This is a genomic window from Shewanella sp. BJSY2023SW007, from assembly GCF_047314525.1.
Taxonomy (GTDB): Bacteria; Pseudomonadota; Gammaproteobacteria; order Enterobacterales; family Shewanellaceae; genus Shewanella; species Shewanella chilikensis.
In genome coordinates this window covers 1-22084 of sequence record NZ_JBKORL010000054.1, presented here as the reverse complement: position 1 = coordinate 22084, position 22084 = coordinate 1, and the positions used below count along the sequence as shown (strand labels likewise).

General features: G+C 52.1%; 22 protein-coding genes and 1 other RNA gene. 8 read left to right on the top strand and 15 right to left on the bottom strand.

Going from position 1 to position 22084, the window contains the following annotated elements:
- Window positions 1-183 precede the first annotated feature (183 nt).
- Window positions 184-553, bottom strand: an RNA gene (gene rnpB, locus ACMHXE_RS08675) — RNase P RNA component class A.
- Between the two features lie 44 nt (window positions 554-597).
- Window positions 598-1440: a 16S rRNA (cytidine(1402)-2'-O)-methyltransferase gene (rsmI, locus tag ACMHXE_RS08670; RefSeq protein ID WP_101057313.1), complete on the bottom strand. Its 843-nt coding sequence runs from the start codon at window positions 1438-1440 to the stop codon at window positions 598-600.
- Between the two features lie 88 nt (window positions 1441-1528).
- On the opposite strand from rsmI, the gene ACMHXE_RS08665 reads away from it, so the two are divergent.
- The 4 genes from ACMHXE_RS08665 to ACMHXE_RS08650 all read left to right on the top strand — a co-directional run bounded on the left by ACMHXE_RS08665 (window position 1529) and on the right by ACMHXE_RS08650 (window position 4949).
- A complete protein-coding gene (locus ACMHXE_RS08665; RefSeq protein ID WP_101057315.1) occupies window positions 1529-3358 on the top strand; it encodes a penicillin-binding protein activator in 1830 nt (609 codons plus the stop codon).
- Window positions 3359-3366: 8 nt separating this feature from the next.
- Window positions 3367-3693 (top strand): YraN family protein, encoded by a 327-nt coding sequence (locus tag ACMHXE_RS08660; protein ID WP_101057317.1) that lies wholly within the window; start codon window positions 3367-3369, stop codon window positions 3691-3693.
- A gap of 96 nt (window positions 3694-3789) precedes the next feature.
- Window positions 3790-4383, top strand: coding sequence for a phosphoheptose isomerase (locus ACMHXE_RS08655; protein ID WP_039035996.1), 594 nt, complete (start codon window positions 3790-3792; stop codon window positions 4381-4383).
- Entirely contained in the window at window positions 4380-4949 is a 570-nt protein-coding gene (locus ACMHXE_RS08650) for a BON domain-containing protein (protein WP_101057319.1), read from the top strand. The genes ACMHXE_RS08655 and ACMHXE_RS08650 overlap by 4 nt, the downstream gene beginning before the upstream one ends.
- Before the next feature lie 35 nt (window positions 4950-4984).
- On the opposite strand, the gene ACMHXE_RS08645 is transcribed toward ACMHXE_RS08650, so the two are convergent.
- Window positions 4985-5860 carry a DMT family transporter gene (locus ACMHXE_RS08645; RefSeq protein WP_101057321.1) on the bottom strand — a complete coding sequence of 292 codons (876 nt, stop codon included), beginning with the start codon at window positions 5858-5860 and terminating at the stop codon, window positions 4985-4987.
- A gap of 122 nt (window positions 5861-5982) precedes the next feature.
- On the opposite strand from ACMHXE_RS08645, the gene ACMHXE_RS08640 reads away from it, so the two are divergent.
- Window positions 5983-6873: a LysR substrate-binding domain-containing protein gene (locus ACMHXE_RS08640; protein WP_101057323.1), complete on the top strand. Its 891-nt coding sequence runs from the start codon at window positions 5983-5985 to the stop codon at window positions 6871-6873.
- A gap of 57 nt (window positions 6874-6930) precedes the next feature.
- Here ACMHXE_RS08640 and trpS read toward each other — a convergent pair whose 3' ends face one another.
- The 3 genes from trpS to rpe are packed head-to-tail and all read right to left on the bottom strand — an operon-like array spanning window position 6931 to window position 9302.
- Window positions 6931-7935: a tryptophan--tRNA ligase gene (gene trpS, locus ACMHXE_RS08635; protein ID WP_025011602.1), complete on the bottom strand. Its 1005-nt coding sequence runs from the start codon at window positions 7933-7935 to the stop codon at window positions 6931-6933.
- An 8-nt stretch (window positions 7936-7943) separates the two neighbouring features.
- On the bottom strand, window positions 7944-8630 hold the full coding sequence (locus tag ACMHXE_RS08630) for a phosphoglycolate phosphatase (protein ID WP_283103281.1): 687 nt from the start codon (window positions 8628-8630) through the stop codon (window positions 7944-7946).
- A 3-nt stretch (window positions 8631-8633) separates the two neighbouring features.
- Entirely contained in the window at window positions 8634-9302 is a 669-nt protein-coding gene (rpe, locus tag ACMHXE_RS08625) for a ribulose-phosphate 3-epimerase (RefSeq protein WP_039035991.1), read from the bottom strand.
- 192 nt (window positions 9303-9494) lie between these two features.
- On the opposite strand from rpe, the gene ACMHXE_RS08620 reads away from it, so the two are divergent.
- Together ACMHXE_RS08620 and ACMHXE_RS08615 are read left to right on the top strand one after the other, a co-directional pair.
- Window positions 9495-9845 (top strand): hypothetical protein, encoded by a 351-nt coding sequence (locus ACMHXE_RS08620; RefSeq protein WP_101057325.1) that lies wholly within the window; start codon window positions 9495-9497, stop codon window positions 9843-9845.
- On the top strand, window positions 9846-10034 hold the full coding sequence (locus ACMHXE_RS08615) for a DUF2970 domain-containing protein (RefSeq protein WP_101057327.1): 189 nt from the start codon (window positions 9846-9848) through the stop codon (window positions 10032-10034). It begins immediately after the preceding gene.
- A gap of 19 nt (window positions 10035-10053) precedes the next feature.
- Here the strand turns inward: ACMHXE_RS08615 and ACMHXE_RS08610 are convergent, their stop codons facing one another.
- The 9 genes from ACMHXE_RS08610 to ACMHXE_RS08570 form a co-directional block, all read right to left on the bottom strand.
- Complete coding sequence (locus ACMHXE_RS08610; RefSeq protein WP_101057329.1) at window positions 10054-10893, bottom strand: Dam family site-specific DNA-(adenine-N6)-methyltransferase; 840 nt, start codon at window positions 10891-10893, stop codon at window positions 10054-10056.
- A gap of 48 nt (window positions 10894-10941) precedes the next feature.
- A complete protein-coding gene (locus ACMHXE_RS08605) occupies window positions 10942-12417 on the bottom strand; it encodes an AAA family ATPase (protein WP_413731994.1) in 1476 nt (491 codons plus the stop codon).
- A 16-nt stretch (window positions 12418-12433) separates the two neighbouring features.
- Window positions 12434-13510 (bottom strand): 3-dehydroquinate synthase, encoded by a 1077-nt coding sequence (aroB, locus tag ACMHXE_RS08600; RefSeq protein ID WP_101057333.1) that lies wholly within the window; start codon window positions 13508-13510, stop codon window positions 12434-12436.
- Between the two features lie 8 nt (window positions 13511-13518).
- Window positions 13519-14034, bottom strand: coding sequence for a shikimate kinase AroK (gene aroK / locus ACMHXE_RS08595; protein ID WP_025011596.1), 516 nt, complete (start codon window positions 14032-14034; stop codon window positions 13519-13521).
- 328 nt (window positions 14035-14362) lie between these two features.
- Window positions 14363-16369: a type IV pilus secretin PilQ gene (locus ACMHXE_RS08590; RefSeq protein ID WP_373296865.1), complete on the bottom strand. Its 2007-nt coding sequence runs from the start codon at window positions 16367-16369 to the stop codon at window positions 14363-14365.
- 69 nt (window positions 16370-16438) lie between these two features.
- On the bottom strand, window positions 16439-16957 hold the full coding sequence (locus tag ACMHXE_RS08585) for a pilus assembly protein PilP (protein WP_039035984.1): 519 nt from the start codon (window positions 16955-16957) through the stop codon (window positions 16439-16441).
- The gene (locus ACMHXE_RS08580) at window positions 16954-17574 is read right to left on the bottom strand and encodes a type 4a pilus biogenesis protein PilO (RefSeq protein WP_039035983.1); all 621 of its coding nucleotides are present in this window, start codon (window positions 17572-17574) and stop codon (window positions 16954-16956) included. The genes ACMHXE_RS08585 and ACMHXE_RS08580 overlap by 4 nt, the downstream gene beginning before the upstream one ends.
- Window positions 17571-18158: a PilN domain-containing protein gene (locus ACMHXE_RS08575; protein ID WP_039035982.1), complete on the bottom strand. Its 588-nt coding sequence runs from the start codon at window positions 18156-18158 to the stop codon at window positions 17571-17573. Before ACMHXE_RS08575 ends, ACMHXE_RS08580 begins: the two co-directional genes overlap by 4 nt.
- A complete protein-coding gene (locus tag ACMHXE_RS08570; RefSeq protein ID WP_101057337.1) occupies window positions 18146-19225 on the bottom strand; it encodes a pilus assembly protein PilM in 1080 nt (359 codons plus the stop codon). Before ACMHXE_RS08570 ends, ACMHXE_RS08575 begins: the two co-directional genes overlap by 13 nt.
- A gap of 182 nt (window positions 19226-19407) precedes the next feature.
- Between ACMHXE_RS08570 and ACMHXE_RS08565 the strand changes: the two genes are divergently transcribed.
- Complete coding sequence (locus ACMHXE_RS08565; protein ID WP_101057339.1) at window positions 19408-21942, top strand: penicillin-binding protein 1A; 2535 nt, start codon at window positions 19408-19410, stop codon at window positions 21940-21942.
- Window positions 21943-22084 lie beyond the last annotated feature (142 nt).

The window sequence follows — 22084 nt, the reverse complement described above, 5'->3', positions numbered from 1 at the left end:
TATAGGTTTGTCGTTTGGTCTTTGATGTCATTGTTCACCTCGTTAAACGATTTTACTCGCTTAGCGTGGTGTCCAAAACTATCGGGGCAGATCAGGCAACCTGAGCAAGCCCAAGCCATGAACACTCCACTCGAGTAGAAAAGCAAAAGGCCGCCCGTGATAACACGGGCGGCCTCGTTTTATTTGGTGAGTTGGCCTATAAGCCGGGTCCTGTTCTCCCGAAGGAGCGGCAGTCATTCCTCTAGGCCTGCAATCGCTCACAGGCTCAAGCAATCTACCCGGTTCCAACGCGAGCCACGCATTAATTCCGAAGAATAGTGGAACCCTATTTGATCTTGCTCCGGGTGGAGTTTACCGTGCCGCGAACTGTTACCAGCCGCGCGGTGCGCTCTTACCGCACCCTTTCACCCTTACCGGCCCGAAGGCAGGCGGTCTACTCTCTGTTGCACTGGTCGTCGGCTCACGCCGCCCAGACGTTATCTGGCACCCTGCTCTATGGAGCCCGGACTTTCCTCCCCGTTCTTGCGAACGCAGCGACTGCCCGGCCAACTCGGCGCGGATTATAGCCCATAGCGGGCTTCACACCAAGGCATTTCCTTACCAGCCCAGCTCCAGCCCTTTTTTATAGAGAGCGTTTTTCTTCAACCCATGGATCTGTGCCGCAATGGCGGCCGCCTTCTTCAGCGGTAATTCATCACAGAGTAGTTTGAGGGTATCCAGCGCCGCGGCGGGCGTTTCGTCGGCTTCTTCACTGACAAAACCGTGCAGCATAAGCACGATTTCACCGCGCTGCTGGTTGGCATCGGCTTCTACCTGCGCCAGCACTTCGGCCGTGGTGCCGCAGAGGAAGGTTTCAAAGGTCTTGGTCAGTTCCCGCGCCATCACCATCTGCCTATCCGGCCCCAGGACCTCCACCAGCGACTTGAGGCTGGGCAGAATTCTGTGGGGAGACTCATAGAAAATCAGGGTGCGCGGGTCTTCTCTCAGTGCCAGCAGTTTATCCTGGCGCCCTTTGTCTTTGGCCGGCAAAAAGCCTTCAAACGAAAAACGATCCGAGGGCAAGCCAGATGCCGACAGCGCGGCAATGGCGGCGCAAGGGCCGGGCAGCGGGATCACCGGATAACCGGCGGCGCGCACATGGGATACCAGGTGATAGCCGGGATCGGAAATCAGCGGCGTGCCGGCATCGCTGATCAGCGCTATGGATTCACCTTCGCCGAGGCGTTCGACAATCCACTGCGCCCGGGCACGTTCATTGTGGTCATGTAGCGCTGTCGTGCGGGTGTCTATGCCGAAGTGACTCAGCAATTTACCGCTGTGGCGAGTGTCTTCACAGGCGATCAACGCCACCCGATTCAGTACTTCCAGAGCCCTGGGGCTCAAGTCCCCCAGATTGCCTATGGGAGTGGGAACTATATACAGCGCGACCGACAGGTCCATAACTACCTCGGAGATGAAAGTGCCGAGACTTTCGTCAGGCACAATTGAAGGTTAAACTAGAGCCAGCATCTTACCAGAGTGAAGCCCTGTGTTAAAAAGCCTGAATAGAGTTAAATACATTTCTGCTGCGATTCTGCTTGCCAGCCTGTGGGGCTGTGGCAGCACACCATCGGCAGACAAAGAACAGCTGGCCGTCGTTTCTCTGGTCAGCGCCCCGCAAGCCCCGGCCGAGTATTTGGCATTTGCCGCCAAGGCGCCCAACAAGGAAAACCGCGAGCGTTATCTGCTGTTGGCCGCCAATGCTTACCTCAAGCAAGGGGATACAGATGCCGCTGCAGATATTCTGCGTTCAATGCAGGCCGGGCTGAGCCCGGTGGATGAAATCCAGGCCGAGCACCGCTTTCTCAGCGCCCGCCTGCAAGAGCTGACCGGCAAGAGTGCCGAAGCGCTGAACACCTTGAATTATCCCGGTAATTGGCAACTACCCGATTGGCAATGGGCCAGTTATCACCAGGCCCGTGCCCGGCTGTTTGCTGCCAACCAGCAACCCGTGGAGCAAGTGCGTGAGCTGAGTCAGCTCAGTCAGTATCTGCCGGTAAAGGCAACCGGCGAGGTTAACGACCAGATCTGGCAATTGCTCAAGCCACTGCAGGAAGAAACCCTGCAGAGCTTTGCCGCTCAAGAGAGCGATGCCGTATTTACTGGTTGGCTACAGCTGGCTTATCTGGCCAAGCACTACGCGGTGGATCCCTCAAGCCTGATCCGCCAGTTGAGTGATTGGCAGAAACGTAATCCTTATCATCCCGCCGCGGTGCAGTTGCCTTCGGATCTGCAACTGGCGCTCAGCGCCAAGCCTTACAGACCGAGCAATATCGCCGTGCTGCTGCCACTTTCGGGCCCAAGAGCCGGGGTCGCCAATACAGTGCGTCAGGGCATACTGGCCAGTTATCTGAGTGAACCGGACAGCAATGTCAGCCTTAACTTCTTCGACACGGCCCAAGGTGCCGATAAGGCCTATCAGCAAGCGCTGCAGAGCGGCGCCGAATTTGTGATTGGCCCACTGCTGCAAAACGAAGTGGAACAGGTGATGGCGGCCCAGCAAGCTGCCGGGGCAAACACGCCGCCACAACTGTTTCTCAACCAAATAGATAAGCTGGCGCCGCAACAGAATAAGTACTACTTTGCCCTGTCTCCCACTCAGGAAGCGAGCGATGCTGCCAGACGCATGTATCAGGATGGCATACAAGTGCCACTGCTGCTTGCCAGCAATGATGCAGTGGGGCAACGTATGGCCCAGAGCTTTAAACAAACCTGGATGGAACTGACCGACAGTGATGCCGAAGTCCACTTCTATGACAACGGCGACAAGATGCGCGAAACCGTGGAAAGCGCCCTCGGCGTAACGGACAGCAAGGCGCGGATCCAGGCCATCAAGGCACTGCTCGGCAGCAAGGTGAAGGCCGACTTCCGCTCCCGTACCGATATCGATGCCATCTATATGATCTCCGGCATTCAGGACTTGCCGCTGCTTAAACCCTTTATCGATGTCAATTTCAGTGTCTTTGCCGAGCAGGTGCCACTGTATACCAGCAGCCGCGCCCGTCAGGAAGACAATGCCAAGCAAACCGCGATTGAACTGAACAATATCACCATCAGTGATATCCCCTGGTTACTGCAGCCCAGTGAAGAAACCGAGGTGGTCAACAAGTTGTGGCCCACCTGGGGCAACGCCCAAAAACGCCTGTATGTGATGGGCTATGATGCCCTGCAGCTGGTCAATCGTCTGGCTCAGATGCATGCCTTCCCCGGATATCAGTACAATGGCCGCAGCGGCCAGTTGACGGTGAGCCCGGATGGGGTGATTGATCGTCAACTCAGTTGGGCCAAATACCAACGTGGCGTTTTACGGCCACTGTAAGCCGGCATATGGATCTTGGACAGGAAGGCGAGCGTCTGGCCCGCCGTTATCTGGAACAACAGGGCCTGACCTTTGTCGAACAGAATGTGCGCTACAGTTTCGGCGAACTGGACTTGGTGATGAAACAGGGCAGCCAATGGGTGTTTGTTGAGGTAAAATACCGCTCACCCAGCCGATTCGGTGGCGCTTTGCAGTCATTGAGCCAGGCCCAAATTGCCAGGCTTCGCAAGGCCGCCAGTCAGTATCTGCAGCAACACAGGATCAATGCTCCCTGTCGCTTCGATCTACTGGCCATTGATGGCGGCAAGGTGAAATGGCTGCAAGACGCTTTTTAGTAAACGCTTAACCCGAAACAAATTTACACTTTTATGCCTGAAAAAAGCCACCGGCCTATGGCATGATAGCAACACTTGATAGTGAAGGACTTATCCATGTTAGAACGTATCAAAGACAGCTTCACCGAGTCGATTCAGACCAAGATTGACGCCGCAGAGGCGCTGCCTGAGTCCATCTCCAAGGCCGCAGAAATGATGGTGCAATGTCTGTTGGGTGGCAATAAGATCCTTGCCTGCGGTAATGGCGGCAGTGCCGGTGATGCCCAACACTTTTCCGCCGAGCTGCTGAACCGCTACGAAGTGGAGCGTCCACCGCTGCCGGCCATAGCTCTGACAACAGACACCTCAACTCTGACGGCCATCGCCAACGATTACAGCTATGACGAAGTGTTTTCCAAGCAGATCCTGGCACTGGGCCAACCCGGTGACATACTGCTGGCCATTTCCACCAGCGGCAATTCAGGCAACGTTATCAAGGCGATGGAAGCTGCACTGAGCCGGGATATGACCATAGTGGCGCTCACGGGTAAAGATGGCGGAGCCATGGCCGGATTGCTGAGCACCAATGATGTGGAGATCCGCGTTCCTTCCAATGTCACTGCGCGCATTCAGGAAGTGCACCTGCTGGTTATCCACTGCCTGTGTGACAACATTGACCGTACCCTGTTCCCGCAGGACGAGCATCAATGAGACGTCTGCTGCCCCTGTGTCTACTGCTTACCAGTTTGACCGGCTGTGCCGGAGCCGTAATGGTGGGTGCAGTCGGCGGCGCCATGGTAGTCAACGATGAGCGCTCGCTCAAAACCCAGTTGGATGATACCAATGCCGATTTTAGTATCTCCAGCGTACTGGGCGCGGAGGAGGATCTGAAGAATCAGACCAATATCACCGGCGTCAGTATGAACGGCAATGTACTGATGATAGGTCAGGCGCCCAACTCCATGCTTAGAGACAAGGCGATTCGGCTGGTCAAAGAGCTGCAACTGGGTGGCAAGATCCACAACCAGATCCGTATTGGTAACCCGACATCCTTTACCACCCGCAGCAACGACACCTGGATCACCACCAAGGTCAAGGGACGGATGCTCAACGACAAGAATCTGGATGTCACCAAGATCAAGGTGATCACTGAGAACGGTGAAGTCTTTCTGCTGGGTTTGGTCGAGCGCGAGCAAGCCGATCTGGCAGTGGAAATTGCCCGCAATACCGCGGGGGTACGTAAGGTGATCAAGGTGTTCGACTACGTCACCCCTTAACAGCCAAATCCCTCGTCTATGCAAACAAGAGCCGGTTATACCGGCTCTTGTGCTTTCAGTTCACGGGTTTTCATCAGCTTGGCAATGGCAGGCAGGCACAAGGTTGGCAGCACCACCAATGCGGCCCCAACCCAACTCAGGGTATCCAGCCACTCATCGAACAGCAGCCAACCCAGGAAGACGATAAAGATCAGTCCACTATATTCAGCCACGGCAATTTCACTGGCCTTGGCCCTGCGATAAGCCAGAACACAGAACCAGTGATACGCCAGCAGGAAAGCATTGGATAACAGCGCCACCCCAAGTAGTTGCCAACTGAGCCCGGCCAATTGCTGCGACAGCGCCACCAACAGAGTCAGCGGTAGACTCAGCAGGTTGTAACAGAGCAAAGTCAGGCTGGCGGCCTCAGTACTGGGCAGCTTTCGCAGACTCATCTGGTTCAAGGAGAAGGTAAAGGCCGAAACCAACACAGCGATACCGGCAAGTTCCAGCTCACTGGGTTTTAGGATCAACAAGATACCGACAAATCCCAGCGCGGCAATACCCCACTGCAACGGCGTGATCTTTTCCTTCAAAAATACGGCGCCGAGCACCATTATCATCAATGGCGCCGAATAGAATAGCGAGCTGACAGTCGCCAAGGGCAGCGCCATCAGGCCAATAATCAAAAAGAGCGCGCCAACAGCTCCTGTGTTGGCACGCCAAAGGTGGAGCTTAAAATGAGAGGTGCCCGGGCGACCGGCCTTGATCCATAAAGGCAGCAACATAAGTACCGCCGTTACCTGGCGCACCAGCAGAAAGGTCGCCGCATTGGCATCATCCGGCAACCATTTGACCGACACATCATAAAATGCACTGAAGAGATTTCCTACGGTCAATAAAATCAAACCGATAGCTACGGTTCTCTGCATCTTGGTTACCCTGAACGACTCTCAATCGGCGGCATCATATCCGGGTTAAAAACCAAATTGAAATGATGTTTTTTACCTATAAATGAATTAAATTCATACTAAATATCAAAACAGAGTCGCCAATGCGAAAACTTCCCCCTTTGAGAGCGCTGCAGGTGTTCGAAGCGGCAGCACGCCAGAGCCATTTTTCCCGCGCTGCCGAAGAGCTTTGTATCACCCAGAGCGCCGTATCCCACCAGGTCAGGTTGTTAGAGGAACACTTTGACGAGCCTCTGTTTCTGCGTCAGGGGCGCAGCCTTAAACTGTCACCCAAGGGGGAGATCCTCTACGAAGAACTGGAGCGAATATTCAACGAACTGGCTGACCTTGGCCGTTTGTTCGGCGAGCCCAATCGTGAGCTGAAACTGGCGGTTTACAGCTCTTTTGCGGTTAAATGGTTGATCCCCAGACTCAGCGACTTTCGCCGCCGTCACCCCGAGGTACAGATAAGGCTGGAGATGGTGGCCCAAGATCCCGAGCTCAGCGACAGTGTAGCCGATCTCTTTATCAGCGGAGGTCTCAAACGACGGGGATACTGGCAGACTGTGCTGCACAAGGAACGGCTTATTCCGGTTTGTAGCCCACAGTTACCGCCCAGAGCCGGACAAATAACGATTCAGAGTCTGCAGCAGTATCCACTGTTGACCGTGGATGAAGGCCCACTGGGACTGGACTGGAACCGCTGGGCCGAGGCCAACGCCGTAACTCTGACCCCCAATCACAGGCAGCATATTTTCAGCCATGTGTTGATGGCCATAGAAGCGGCTATTGCCGGTCAAGGCATAGCACTGGCGTCAGACTTTATGGTGGAGGATGATATTGCCAGCGGCCGTTTGATAGAAGCTGAACTGCCGGACGTGCACACAGGGTTTGAATTCACTTTTTGCTGTAAAGAGCGGCGCCTCAAAGAGCCGGCCATTGCGGCCTTTGCCGATTGGCTGATGTTGATGGCAAGCCAGCCGCAACCGCAGTAACTCGAACGCAGCCACAAAAAAGCCGACCTTGTAGGTCGGCTCTCAAGATTGGCGGAATTACACCAGCAAACCTATCTTCTCATAGACTTTCTTCACTGTGACTTCGGCGCGGGCCTGGGCCTTTTCGGCGCCCTGCTTCATCACAGACTCCAGGAAGGCTCTGTCTTCGCGGAACTCACGGAAGCGTTGTTGCAGTGGCTCCAACATACCAACCACGGCTTCACCGGCAGCCACTTTCAAATGGCCGTACATCTTGCCTTCAAACTCGGCTTCCAGTTCGGCTATGCTCTGGCCTGTCACCCCGGACATCAGGCTCAGCAGATTGGACACCCCTGGCTTGTTGTCTATATCGAAACGCACCACAGGTGGCTCGTCACTGTCGGTCATCGCCTTTTTCAACTTCTTCATCACCGCCTTGGGATCTTCCAGCAGGCCGATGACATTGTTGCGGTTGTCATCTGACTTGGACATCTTCTTGGTGGGATCCTGCAGCGACATCACCTTGGCACCCAGCTCAGGGATAAAAGGCTCAGGCACAGTGAAGGTGTCACCATAAGCGTTATTGAAGCGGGTGGCGATATCCCGGGTCAATTCCAGATGCTGTTTCTGATCCTGACCGACAGGGATCTCATTGGCCTGGTACAGCAGGATATCGGCCGCCATCAGCACAGGATAACCGAACAACCCGACGTTGATATTATTGGCGTGCTTTTGCGACTTGTCCTTGAACTGAGTCATGCGGCTCAGTTCCCCCATCTGGGTGTAACAGTTCAGTACCCAGCCCAGTTGAGTGTGCTGCGGCACCTGTGACTGAATGAATACTGTGCTCTTCTTGGGATCGACACCACAGGCAAGGTACAGCGCCAATGTGTCCAGGCAAGCTTCACGCAAGGCATTGGGGTCCTGGCGCACTGTGATGGCGTGCAGATCCACCACACAATAGAGGCAATCATGGCTGTCCTGCATGGCTACCCACTGACGCAGGGCACCCATGTAGTTACCTATGGTCAACTCGCCTGAGGGCTGGGCACCGCTCAATACTATGGGTTTGGGACTGCTCATGAATTTCATTACTCCGATTGCTGTGGCGGCAAATGCGCCAAAATTTGCTCAAAATGATCGCATACGGCATCTGGGCCGCAAAGCCCAATATCTTCACCGTAGTTGTAGCCATAGGTCAAGCCGATTGAGGCAATACCTGCAGCTTTCGCCGCCAGAACGTCGTTACGGGAATCACCCACCATCAACATCTGCTGAGGCTGCAACTGCCATTTCTCCAGCAGATGAGTCAATGGCAAGGGATCCGGCTTCATCTTGGTGAGAGAATCTCCGCCGAGAATTTCACTGAAAAACGACTCAATACCAAAAGCCTGCAATAAGGGGATGGTAAAGCGATAAGGCTTGTTGGTGACCACAGCCAGCCTGAAACCTCTTTGCTGCAGAGTTCTGAGCACAGACTCAACCCCGGGATACAGCTTGCTGTAACGCTCAAGGCAGGCTTCATAATGCTTCATAAATACCGGCATGGCATCGGCCATGACAGAGGCATCCGGTTCAGCTCCCAGGCTCGAGGTCAGCGCGCGGCGCATCAACATCTCTGTGCCATTGCCAACCCAGCTGCGTACCTGATCTTCAGTGCAACCACGCAGTCCCATATCGGCAAGTGTCGCTTGGGTCGCGGCGGCCAAGTCCGGCACACTGTCAACCAGAGTGCCATCCAAATCAAAGGCGATCGCGCTGATACTGCTTGCGATCATAACTTACACTCCCGCCAGTTCGCTGCGCATTTGGTCGATAACCGCCTTATAGTCAGGCTGGCTAAAGATGGCTGAACCGGCAACAAACATGTCGGCGCCAGCAGCAGCAATTTCGGCTATATTGTCCACCTTAACACCACCGTCGACCTCCAGACGGATATCGCGGCCACTCTCATCAATACGGCGACGTACTTCGGCCAGTTTGTCCAATGTCGATGGAATGAATGACTGGCCACCAAAGCCAGGGTTAACCGACATCAGCAAAATCACATCCAGCTTATCCATCACATAGTCCAGGTAGTGCAGCGGCGTGGCAGGGTTGAATACCAAGCCAGCCTTGCAACCGTGGTCACGGATGAGTTGCACTGTGCGGTCCACATGCTCGCTGGCTTCAGGATGGAAAGTGATAATAGAAGCCCCCGCCTTGGCAAAATCAGGCACTATGCGGTCAACCGGCTTCACCATCAGGTGCACATCGATTTCGGCGGTAATGCCATAGTCACGTAACGCCTTACAGACCATGGGGCCTATGGTCAGGTTAGGTACATAATGGTTGTCCATCACATCGAAGTGAACCACGTCGGCCCCCGCATCCAATACGGCTTTAACATCATCACCCAGACGGGCGAAATCGGCAGACAGAATGGAAGGAGCAATAAGATATGGGCGCATAGCAATCTCACAGGATGTTTAAGAAGTCGCCTATTTTACCCGCCAAGGCGCTCGGGCTCTATAGCCTGGCGCCCATTTCTACCGTTGAAAAGCATCATAAGTTGGAATAAGGTTGTTACTTGGTAAAAAGCTGTTCAATTTATCAACGGCTTTGTTATAATCGACCGATGTCACATTTGGGGATGGAACAGGATGAACCAGAAACCGCAGGTTTTCACACACAGCATTAAGTCAGCAGTCATACTCGCTGCCGCCGCTGGCGTGGTGGGAGCGACTGCCGTTGGCTTCCAAAGCCTGGGTTCTTCCACGAACAATCTGGCCTGTAGCTACAGCCAGGAAAATGACTACAATCCCAGTCTGCCTTCCAGCCATCCCAATAATCGCTGTGCGACTCAGGAAGATGACTTGAGTTGGAGGGGATGGTTCAGCGGCAAGAGTCGTTCGGGTCAGTTCCATTTTGTCGACTTGATGGAGTTGCTGCACGGCCATCAACGCAAACCGGTTGACGATATCGCCCCGGCAAATTCCAACAACGGTTTTTAGATGCTTGGCCGCTACTGGCGTTACCTTTACAGTACGCTGGCAGCCTTCTTCGGGGTGCAGAGTGAGTCCAATCGTGCCAGGGACTTCAGCGCCAATTCCTCTCCGCTTCCCTACATAATCACAGGCGTGTTGCTGGCAGCATTCTTGGTGGTTGGACTATTGCTGCTGGTAAATCGAGTACTCGCCTGATTGCCGTGGGCAGCAAGCGTCAGTCGTTTTCGTTGTGATAGGTTTCGTCGTACAAAGCCATCAGTTCATTCACCTTGGTTCTGGTGCTGCCCTTCTGGCTGATGTTACGCTGCACCTGAATCGTTTCCATTCTCGAGCCATGATAAAGCTCACGGGTCAGCGGAATATCATGGTTGCTGATAAGCACTGGAATGCCACGCTCAATGGCGGTATGACGAGAGTGCCTGGCCAGCAGCGCCTGATCATCCAAAGAGAAGCCAGCCCCAACATAAGTAGTAAAGCTGGCGGTGGTTGATAGGGGGGCGTATGGCGGATCGCAATAAATTACATCACCGCTTTGGGCCAGGGCAAACGCCTGCTCGTAGCCAATACAGCGAAATTCGGCATTTTGTGCCTTGACGGCAAAGCCACGTATTTCCTTCTCGGGGAAATACGGTTTCTTGTAGGAACCGAAGGGCACATTGAATGAGCCTTTACGGTTGTAACGACATAAGCCATTAAAACCAAAACGATTGAGATAGAGAAAATAGATAGCTCTATCGAAGGGATCGCGACTACGGTTGAATTTATCTCGGATCAGATAGTATTGCTCTTTGTCGTTCATCTGCGGTACAAACAACTCGGCCGCCGCCCCTATGTATGCTTCCGGACGAGTCTGAATGATGGAGTAGAGATCGATCAGATCACGATTGATATCGCACAGCAGGTAACTGGGGTAATCTGTGTTGAGGAACACAGAACCGGCACCGACAAAGGGCTCGACCAGGCGCTCGCCCTTGGGCAAGTGCTGAGTCAGGGCATCAACCAGTTTAAATTTACCACCGGCCCACTTGAGAAAGGCTCTTTGTTTTTTCTTCATTAAAATTGATCGGTGCCCGGAAAAACGAAAGTGAGGATTGTACTCGGTTTAAGATGAAATTTCACTGTTACTTAGGCCAGCTTGTAAGCGATAGTGTTGCAGTGATTGCCAGGACTTAATCAAAGGTTGAGGCAGGTCCAAAGACAGCTGCAATACCTTCCCGGCTTCGATGGCCTCTTGCTTGCTGGCATATTCTCCTACCAATACCACCCACCAATCCTTATGTTTGGCCACTCTGACATTTTTCACTTTTTTCAGCTTAATCATAAATGCCGTCAGTGAAGACTCGCGTTTCAGACTTACCAATTGCAAGGTGTAACCTTGTGTCGGTAGCACGCCGGCAATGGGCTCTTGTTCAAGCTCAGATTGAGCTTGAGTTTCCTGCGCTTCATTATTCATAGAGGCAGAGGCAGCCTCTTTGACCTGCGGCTTTTGGGTAACAGGAGCGGTTTTTACATCCAGCGCCGCTTTGGCATCGCTGAGCAGTTCAGAACCAGTTTCCGGCTCTGGGGTCGACTGACTATCCGCTTGGGACTCTGTTTTCTGAGCTGATTTCGGGTCTTGCTGCGAGTCAATCGCTGGTGAAACAAGGCTCTGGCTTCGCGGTTGTTCAAGACGAATATATACAGGAGCCGAGCTGAGAACTTTCGAGGCCGATTCCGATTCATTATCGAGCCAGCGCTCGGCAAATTGGCTTAAGGGAGTTGTCCTATGTTCCAGTACCAAGGCAGACTTGGTCAGTTCGGGCAGAGGCTCGGTCGAACACAACAGATACCAGCAGAGCAGTGCCAAACAACTCAGCACAGCAAGGCTCGATATCAGTAAGGTCTTCCACGGGAATACCCTTGGTCTCGGCGGCTCACCGTTCAAGGCCAACTCCAGCAATGCCAAAACCTCGGCCGGTGTCCCTTGTTGCCGCTCCAATTGCTTGACCACTATGGCCCGAGGCGTAAAAGTATGCACCGCACTGCGGGTCAACAAAGTTTGATACAGCCCTTCACGCTCGGCCAGAGAAAGCGGCTCAAGCTTAACCGGCAATACCTGCGGTTTCTGTGCTTTAGGCAGTTGCAGCTGTAACTGCTCGGCAAATTCCGGAGAGACAGAACAGGTCAGCGTGATAGCTTCACCTCTGGCTTGCAACTGAGTCAATAGCAAACACTCGGCCCAGAGCACCAGCGGCATGTTGTCGGCATCGTCGATCAAAATGTGGATAGGCTTGCGCATCTCACCCAGATAACGCAGCAGGGTATCGGCCAGGGGTTGTTCGTCGTCAAACAGAGGATCGGGCAGTAGTTGGATCAGCAACTTGCGCCTTATTTCGGCGGCATCCGCATGTTGAGGACAACTGACCAACGCCAGATTATGCTCATCGAGCACATTGGCCAAGGCGGTCAACAGCCGTGTCTTACCGGCTCCAACCTGCCCCTGCAACAAAACCAGCTGCTGACCGTAACAGGCCAGATGCTGTAATCTTTGTAACAGTGCCTCTTGCGAGGGCAGGAGAAGTTCTTCGGTTGCCACCATTGTCACCCATCAAGGTTCAAGCGCGGCAGATCACCTGTTCAAGTAGGGATTCCGGCACTTGAGCAAAAATACCGGCCTGCCCCATATCAGTGGGCAAAACCAAGCGAATTTGCCCAGCCAAAACTTTTTTGTCACGCCGCATATGTTTGATAAAGCTTTCAAAATCCATGGACTCTGGTGCAGTTATCGGTAAGTCGAACGCCTGTAGCAGCGCCCTGATGCGACAGAGAATTGACTCGTCAATCAGTTCCATGGCTTTTGCCGTTTGTGCAGCAAGGACTGTGCCAGCGGCAACCGCTTCACCATGAAGCCAATTACCATAGCCCATTTCGGCCTCAATGGCATGACCAAAGGTATGCCCCAGATTCAACAGGGCACGAACCCCTTGCTCTGTCTCATCTTCGGCAACCACTTCGGCTTTTATCTCACAGCAGCGACGGATAGCATAAGCCAGCGCCTCTGGCTGCTGCGACTTGAGTGACTCGACATTGTTTTCGAGCCACAGGAAAAAATCAGCATCCCAAATGATGCCGTATTTGATCACTTCGGCCATACCGGCGGCAAATTCACGTGCCGGCAGAGTCTTCAGGCACAGGGTATCTATCAGCACAAGTTGTGGCTGATAAAAAGCGCCTATCATATTCTTGCCCAGCGGATGATTGACCGCTGTTTTGCCGCCCACAGAGGAATCGACCTGAGACAGAAGCGTAGTGGGGATCTGGATAAAGTCCACGCCCCGCTGATAACAGGCGGCAGCGAAGCCGACCATATCACCAATAACTCCACCACCGAGTGCCACCAGCACCACATCACGACCGCAGTTGTGCTCAAGCAAAGCCGTAAATACGCTTTCGAGCTGTGCCAATGTCTTGAACTGCTCACCATCGGGCAAAATATGAGCAAAAACCTGAGCCGCGGGCAGCAGAAGACGCTGCAAGGGTTGCAGATACATAGGAGCTACTGTGTCATTGGAGACAATGAGGACCTTTTTCCCCGAGATGCTCGCCGTAAGACAATCGCTCTGGGCCAACAGACCCTGGCCAATGAAGATAGGATAACTACGTTCACCTAAATCAACCCGGATCTGTTGCATCTTGCGTCCTAGAAACCTAATTGTTCAATGATTTGATTGGCCACCACTTTGGCGCTTTGTTCGTCTGTCTTGACGATAACATCGGCGATTTCCTCATAGAGAGGATTACGCACGTCTGCCAGTGCTTCCAACACTTCACGAGGGTTATCGACCTGCAGCAAGGGGCGACGCTTGTCGCGCTGAGTGCGGGCCACTTGTTTATCGATAGTGGTTTCCAAATACACCACAATACCGCGGGCAGAGAGGAAGTTGCGGATATCTTTGCTTTGAACTGAGCCACCACCGGTTGCCAGAACTATGCCTTGTTTCTCGGTCAGATCGGAAATCACCTGAGCCTCGCGGCGACGGAAACCTTCTTCGCCTTCAACGTCAAATACCCAGGCAATGTCAGCGCCGGTGCGATTTTCAATCTCTTGATCTGAATCGTGGAATTCCAAGTGCAGCATTTGTGCCAGATGACGACCTATGGTGCTCTTGCCTGCGCCCATAGGGCCTACCAGAAAAATATTACGTTTTTCAGCCATTTCTTGTACGTCTGAATCTTATGAAAAGTTTGCCGAATGTCGACTTACTATCAAATCGACGGGATTTGTTACCTTGCTCTTATGAGACTTGACCGGGGATTATCTCAGCTTAAGGACATTCAAGGCAAGTAATGCCGACTATTAAAGCCAAATTTCCCCGCGCCCAAACATCAAAGCCAGCGACTGGCACTGGCTTTGGTTGAGGTTTTACAGGTTTGGAAAAAACTTAGGCAGACCCCGGCATGGCCTCAATCAGATGCCTTGAACGCCAATTGCAGTCCAAACCACGCTCTACAAAAGAGAACGTCACGAGGACTTCGCACCTTCCCTAAATTTCTTCAGTTACTATCTTGGGCGTTACGAAGATCAACAGCTCCTGGCGCTCATTCTTGTCCGAAGTATTACGGAACAGGAAACCGACCAGGGGAATATCCCCCAATACAGGCACCTTGCTAACCCGGCTGATCAAGTTCTGTTGATAAATCCCCCCCAGCACTATGGTTTCACCATTGTCCACCAACACTTGGGTACCAATGCGCTGGGTATCGATGGAAACAGCTTCTCCCAGCGGAGTCTGTACTATCTTACCTTGGGAATCCTGAGTGATTTCCAGATCCAGTATCACACGATTATCCGGGGTAATTTGTGGTGTTACCCGTAGCGACAATACCGCTTTCTTGAACTGTACTGTAGCCGCGCCACTGGAAGCCGATTCCACATAAGGGATCTCGACACCCTGCTCAATATAAGCGGCTTTCTGATTTGAGGTGGTAATTCTGGGGCTGGCGATAATTTCACCCTTGTTTTCCTGCTCCAGCGCACTCAATTCCAAATCCAAAACAGTACCGTCGGCCAGTTTGGCAACATGGAAAGCTATGCTGGCAGCATTGCTAGGAGCCGCCGGCAGGTTCACATTGAGACGATCGCCTATGGATGGAATGGTGCCGTTGGTAATGTCCTGAGCGCCTTCCAAACTACCCGAGGTACCTTTATTGCCTTGCTGATCTGTAATCCCCCACCGGATACCCAAATCCTCAGCAACATCATCCTTAACCGTGACCATACGACTTTCAATCAACACCTGACGAATAGGCACGTCCAGCACTTCAATCAATTTGTGCACATTTTCCAGAATATCGGCTGTGTCTTTAACCAGCAGAGTGTTGGTTCTTTCGTCCACGGCAACTGTGCCACGTTTGGACAATAGGCTTGAACCTTCTCCCCTCAACAAGCTGGCAATCTCGGTGGCCTTGGCATAGTTCACCTGCAAATATTCCGAGTAAAGTGGCGCCAACTCTTCAGAGACTTTTTTCTTGTTCTTGAGCTGGTTTTCTTCACGTATGGCAAGCTCCTCAGCCGGCGCTACCATAAGAATGTTACCTTCGATTCGCTTATCCAACCCCTTGGTCTGCAGGATAAGATCCAGCGCCTGATCCCAAGGTACGTCATCCAGTCTCAGGGTGATACTACCTTCGACTGTATCACTGGTCACCAGGTTGAAGTCGTTGTAATCGGCAATAATCTGTAGCACGGTTCTGACAGAAATATTCTGGAAATTGAGCGACAGAGTCTTGCCCGAGTATTTCTTCTCTTCTTCCAACTGAACTGCACGCTCGACCTCGGTCATCGCCAAGGTGAACATATTACCGTCTTGTTTGTAGTTGTATTCGTAGTCGCCCTTGATATCGATCAGGATTCGACTGGTCAGATCCTCTTTGAAGGTCTCAAAACTCTTCACCGGGGTGGCAAAGTCTTGTACATCCATAACATAAAGCATGTCAGATGGAATATCTGTGTTGTACAGCTTCAGTTCCAGCCTGGAACCGACCTGCTCCACATTGGCGGCAACCGATGAGTTACGCAGCTCAACCAGCAGTTCGCCACCCTTATCCCCCAAGCGACGGAAATCGATATTTTTTATGCTATTAACAAACGGACTACTGGCCTTGCTCTGGGGCTCCATGACTTCATCATTGACAGTCAAACGATAGACGTTACCCACGGCCTTACCCTGATAAGGTTTCACTTTTTTCAGTGCCAAAACCAGTTGCAACTTGTCGCCGTCCTGCATGCTGGACAGCTGCTCAACCCCGGCAGTGTTAATAGGGATCTGTGCTTTTTCCAGCGCAGAAATACTGTCGCTGAAGTCCAATTGGATACTGGCAGGATCAGCATTCAAATTGATTTCCGGCTCAGATATCGGCTTGTCAAACACCAACTCCAATTCCAGTTGATGATCCACAATGGCATGGTACTTAACATCCACCAGCTTGTTGGAAGCATCAGCATAGGGACTGAGCCCCAGGATGAGTAAGCTGCCCAGGACATACTGCATCCATTTGGCTGCATTTTTTAGGGTGATATTCGCGGCAGAAGATTCCATTATTCCCTCATCCTTCGCTTGTTATTCTCCGGTCAATTCCAGGCTGCTGTTGCGCTCTGTCCAGCAGCCGGAACCGTCCGGTACTAATTCAATGATATCGATATACTGTGCTGACACTTTAGCTATCCGGCCATGATAGAGTCCCAAATACTCACCGACTCCCATGCGATAGACATTGCCATCGGTCGTTTCCACCAAGGCCCAAACCACCTTGTCTTCACTCAAGGTGCCTCGCATCTTGAGATTATCCAGAGCATAGGTTTCGAGACGGCCCTTGCGACGCTTGAGATCCGGTTGCAGGCAGTCCTTGGTGGTGTCTATCACCTCTTCCGTCAGCTCTCGGGAAGGCGGTACAAAGGGGCTACGCATCATATCGGCCTGATAATCAAAGTGCTCAAACTGAGGCGGCTCTTTCAGCGGCGGGATTGGAGCAACCGGCTGGGCCTTGGTGCTGGTAACAAAGTCCTCAAGATCCGCTCTGTCACCGATACAGCCACTCAGCAATAGCACCGCAGCGGTCAGGGTAATGAGTCGTTTCATTTACCTTTCCCCTTAGCCTTCTCCGGCGGTAATTCCGTTCCTTCTTTAAATCTGTAGGTCTTGGCAAGGATCTCCATCGCCAAGATGCCCGATGGGTCACGCTTAATAACAAAATCATGCAGACTGACAATCCGCGGCAGCTTGGCAACTCCGCCGACCATGTGGCCCAGTTGGTGATAATCGCCGGTCACGGCCATACGTATCGGGAATTCAATGTAGAAGTCCCGCTGGATCTCAGCGTCCCAATCCAGACTTTGGATCTTCAACCCGGCATCTGTAGCCACATAGGTCAAGTCATCGAGTAAACCCGGCATTTCGTTTTCAGATGGCAGCATCTTCAGCAATTCGGCAAATTGCGCTTCCATCTGCACCAACTGCTCCCGATATAATTTCAGGTTAGCGGCCAAAAGATACTTTTGCTTGAAATCATCACGCAGTTGTTGCTCTTTAACTTGTTCAGACTGATAAATATCTATGGCATCTGAAACAAACAGATAATAGCCACCAACGAACACCAGAATTGCCAGCAAGCCGGCAAACACAGCTTTGACCTGAGTCGGCCAAGCGCCGATATTCTCCATGTCCAGGTCATTGAACTGGCTCAAATCGAAACTCATTTGCCCGCTCCTTTCGCCATCTGTGCCGTCCCCTCAAGCCGGTTTGCTCCCTTAATACTGACCTTGAGACTGAAGCGTTGCAGCTCTCTGAGTTCTTCCTGCTGAGAAACTATCGACTGCATACTCGGGTCCTGAAGCCACTCTGATGCTTTAATTTTTCGCATCATGTTGGCGACATTGTTATTGGACTCACTGCGGCCTTCGATCCAGATCAGGCTGCCTTTCTTTTCTATGCTGGAAAGATAGATGCCTGGCGGAATAACCCGTACCAGCTCATCCAATACGTGGGTTGGCAAATTACGCGCCTGTTGCAGGTTAAGAATAATCTCGGTGCGACGTTCAATATCCTTTTTGCGCTGTTTGATCTTGGTAATCTCAGCTATCTGCTTGTCTAGCAAACTAATTTCTGATTGAAGATAAGCATTTCGCTGACGTTGGTCCTCTGTCATCAAACCGATAAAGTTCAGTGCCATGTAAACCAACAACGCGGCGCCAATAAAAACAGCAGCCAAAATCCCTATATAGTCACGTTTCTGTTTTTCCCTGGCTTCTTCGCGCCATGGTAATAAATTTATGTTCGCCATTGACCATAACTCCTCAGCGCCAGGCCGCAGGCCACCATGTATTTACTGATATGGGGTTGCAGGGCATTTTTTACTGAATCGTCTGCATGCAAACTTCCCTGAAAGGGGTCAGCAATTATAGTATGAACACCTAATTCATTGGTCAGAAGATTAGCCATACCTTCTAATTTGGAAGTGCCGCCACAAAGCACCAAATGATCGACTTTATCTTTACCACTGGAAGTGCAATATATTTGCAGCGTGCGTTTTATTTGTTGCAATAATTGCGTTTGGAATGGCGATAACACCTCAAACATATAATTGCGAGGTAGATCACCTTCTATCTTGGCCTTTTCCGCCTGTTCATAGGACATGCCGTAAAAAGACAATATAGATTGAGTGAAGAGTTCACCACCAAATGCTTGCTCGCGGATAAAGGCCGTTTCCCCTTTTTCCACTACCGCGAAGGTTGTCATATTGGCACCGATATCAACCAAAGCGACCACCTGATCTGCCGCGCCGTCCGGCAGCTGTCCCAAGACCAATTCAAGGGAACGGCCTAAAGCATAACCTTCTACATCAACGACTTTGGGCTCAAGGTCAACACTGTCCAGCGCATCGATTCTGGCATCGATATTTTCGGTTCGGCAAGCACTGAGCAAAACATCAACCTTACTGGGATCTGTCTTGTTAACGCTCAGCGTCTCAAAATCAATACTGACTTCATCAAGTGAATAGGGAATAAGGTTATCCGCTTCAATCTCAATCTGTGCCTCCATTTCCACCTCACTCAGAGAGGCATCCATGTAGATGACTTTAGTCATTACGGCTGATCCGGATACAGCTACGGAAGCAAATTTAGTTGCTTTGGGCAATTGCTTCTTGAGCTGTTTCATTGCTTCAATGACAGCTTCAGGATCGCGAATATCATGATCATTGATGGCCCCTTTTTTAACAGGAGCTACGGCATAAGCCTGGATTTTATAACCATCACCTGTCTTGCCCAGCAGGATTGCCTTGACCTCGTGAGAACCGATGTCAATACCCACCATTTGCGGAGCCTGACGCTTCCATAGATTCGAAAGCATAGTCCTTTGTCACTTTGTTATTGTTAGGTTTTAGAGTAGCACATTTTCAAATTGTTACGCCTCTTTGTATAAAATGTTTGAGCACATTACAACGGCTAATTTTTTGACGCTGCCTTTTTGCTTCACCCTGCACAAAACGCCTTATATACTATTGTGCCCGCAGCAAGTTTTGGAATAATCTCGTGAAGTGGTTAAAACGTATACTCATAGCTCTATTCAGTCTGGCCCTTTTGGGGGTTGCAGCTATCGTTGGAGCCTACTTCTACGTCCTCCCCGAACTCCCGGATGTCGCCACACTCAAGACAGTGCAACTGCAAACGCCACTAAGGGTTTATTCCAGTGACGGCAAGCTGATCTCACAATTCGGTGAAAAGCGCAGGATCCCGTTGGAATTGGCCGATGTGCCAAAACCGTTATTGCAGGCCTTCCTGGCAACCGAAGATTCACGTTTTTATGAACACAAAGGCGTCGATCCCATAGGGGTAGCGCGGGCCGCACTGGTTATGCTGGCCACCGGCGAAAAAAAGCAGGGCGCCAGTACCATTACCATGCAGGTGGCCAGGAACTTCTTCCTGACCCGAGACAAGACAATTATTCGTAAAGTCAAAGAGATATTTATCTCTATCCACATAGAGCAGCTGCTGACTAAAGATGAGATTCTGGAGCTCTATGTCAACCGTATCTATCTTGGACAGCGGGCCTACGGGGTTGGCGCCGCGGCTCAAGTTTATTATGGCAAGGAAGTCAAAGACTTGACGCTTGCTGAAATGGCAGTTATCGCCGGCTTGCCAAAAGCCCCTTCAACACTCAACCCTATCACCTCCCCCAGCCGAGCTTTGACCCGTCGTAACCTGGTGCTCAACCGTATGCTGGAGGTCGGCTATATCACCCAGAGTGAATATAACGAAGCCAGTGCTCAACCTATTACCGCCAAATACCATGGCGCCGAAATCGATCTCTACGCCCCCTATATTTCAGAGATGGCCAGAGATTATATGGTGCAAAAATACGGTGAAGAGGAAGCCTATACCGGTGGGTACGATGTTTACACCAGCATAGACTCATCACTGCAGTTAAAAGCCCAGAAGGCACTGCGCAACAATGTCTACGCCTATGATGAACGCCATGGCTATCGAGGTCCTGAAGCGGTTCTATGGACAGACAAACAACCTGATGAGAGCGAGTTGATTGCTACTCTGAAGAAAACCATGCCCATTCAAGAGCTCAGGCCTGCCGCCGTATTGCAAGTAGAGGAACAGCAGGCACAGGTCCTGCTCGCGTCGGGAGAAAAGCTCACTCTGCCTTGGGATGGCCTCAAATGGGCCCGCAAATTTATCAGTGACAAACGCCAGAGCGCACCACCGAAGAAAGCCGAACAGTTCCTGAAAGTAGGCGAGCAGATTTGGGTACGTCATAACGGCGATATCTGGCAATTGGCTCAGGTGCCTCAGGTTGCCAGCGCCATAGTCTCGATAGATCCTAAAGATGGTGCAATTCAGGCACTGGTCGGTGGTTATAGCTTCAGTCAGAGCCAGTACAACCGGGTAACTCAGGCCAAGCGTCAGTTGGGCTCCAACATAAAACCTTTCCTATATGCCGCAGCGCTGGAGAAAGGCTATACCCTGGCGACACTGATCAACAACGCGCCTATCAACAAACCGGATCTCAGCCAAGGTACGGCTTGGCGTCCCAAGAACTCACCCGACGTATACGGCGGCCCCACCAGGCTGCGTCTGGGGCTGGCCCAGTCTATCAACGTGATGTCGGTGAGAACCCTACGCTATGTTGGACTGGATGCCGCCATCGACAAACTGGTGCAATTTGGTTTCGATGCCAAAGAGCTCAACCGCAACGAGTCTCTGGCGCTGGGTTCGCCATCGGCAACACCTTTGCAGGTGGTCACAGCCTTCTCGACCTTCGCCAACGGGGGTTATCTGGTTGAGCCTTACTTCATCAAACGGATCCAGAATGCTCAGGGCGAAATCCTTGAGCTGGCTCATCCTGCCCTGGCCTGCGACGCGCCACTTAAGCCTGAAGAAGATATGGCGGATAACGCGATAACCAATTTGACTATGCAAGAGCCGCAGCAGCCCCTGGTTCAGGAAGATCCTTTCAGCTGTGACAGCCCAAGTGCCCGTCACGCCAAGCAAGTGATCAGCGAGCAGACCGCATTCCTGATCACCGATGCCCTCAAGAGTGTTATCTGGGGTGGCGGTAACTGGAGCAAGGGCACTGGCTGGAACGGTACCGCCTGGCGCGCCGCCAGAGTGGTCAAACGCCATGACATAGCCGGTAAAACGGGAACAACCAACGAATCGCGGGACACCTGGTTCAGTGGCTACAATCCTAAGCTTGCCACCACTGTCTGGGTCGGCTTCGATGACCATGGCCGTGAGCTGGGACGTACCGCCTGGAATGCCAGCGGCGCCAAAGATCAGATTTCAGGGGCCGAATCCGGTGCCAAGACCGCGGGCCCAGGCTGGAACGAGTTTATGCGCGATGCCCTGGAAGGAACGCCGGAAGAACCCAGCATTCCTCCGGCTGGAATCGTTTCGGTGCGTATTGATTTGGATAGCGGCAAGCTGTCACGTAAGACAGACTACACCAGCGACTTCGAGTACTTTATTCAGGGTACAGAACCCAAGGAATACGCCACTGGCGCCGAAGATGACAGCGACATCTTTATCGAAACACCGCCAGAAGAGCTGTTCCAGTAACAGTCTGTTTAACACCGTCTGCTAAACATTAAAAAACGCGCCGATTGGCGTAATGCCGTTCACTTAGTGTGAACGGCATTTTTCTTAGGCTTAATGGGATACTTGTTTTTACTCATTTTTAACGCACGTGGATAGGCTCTAT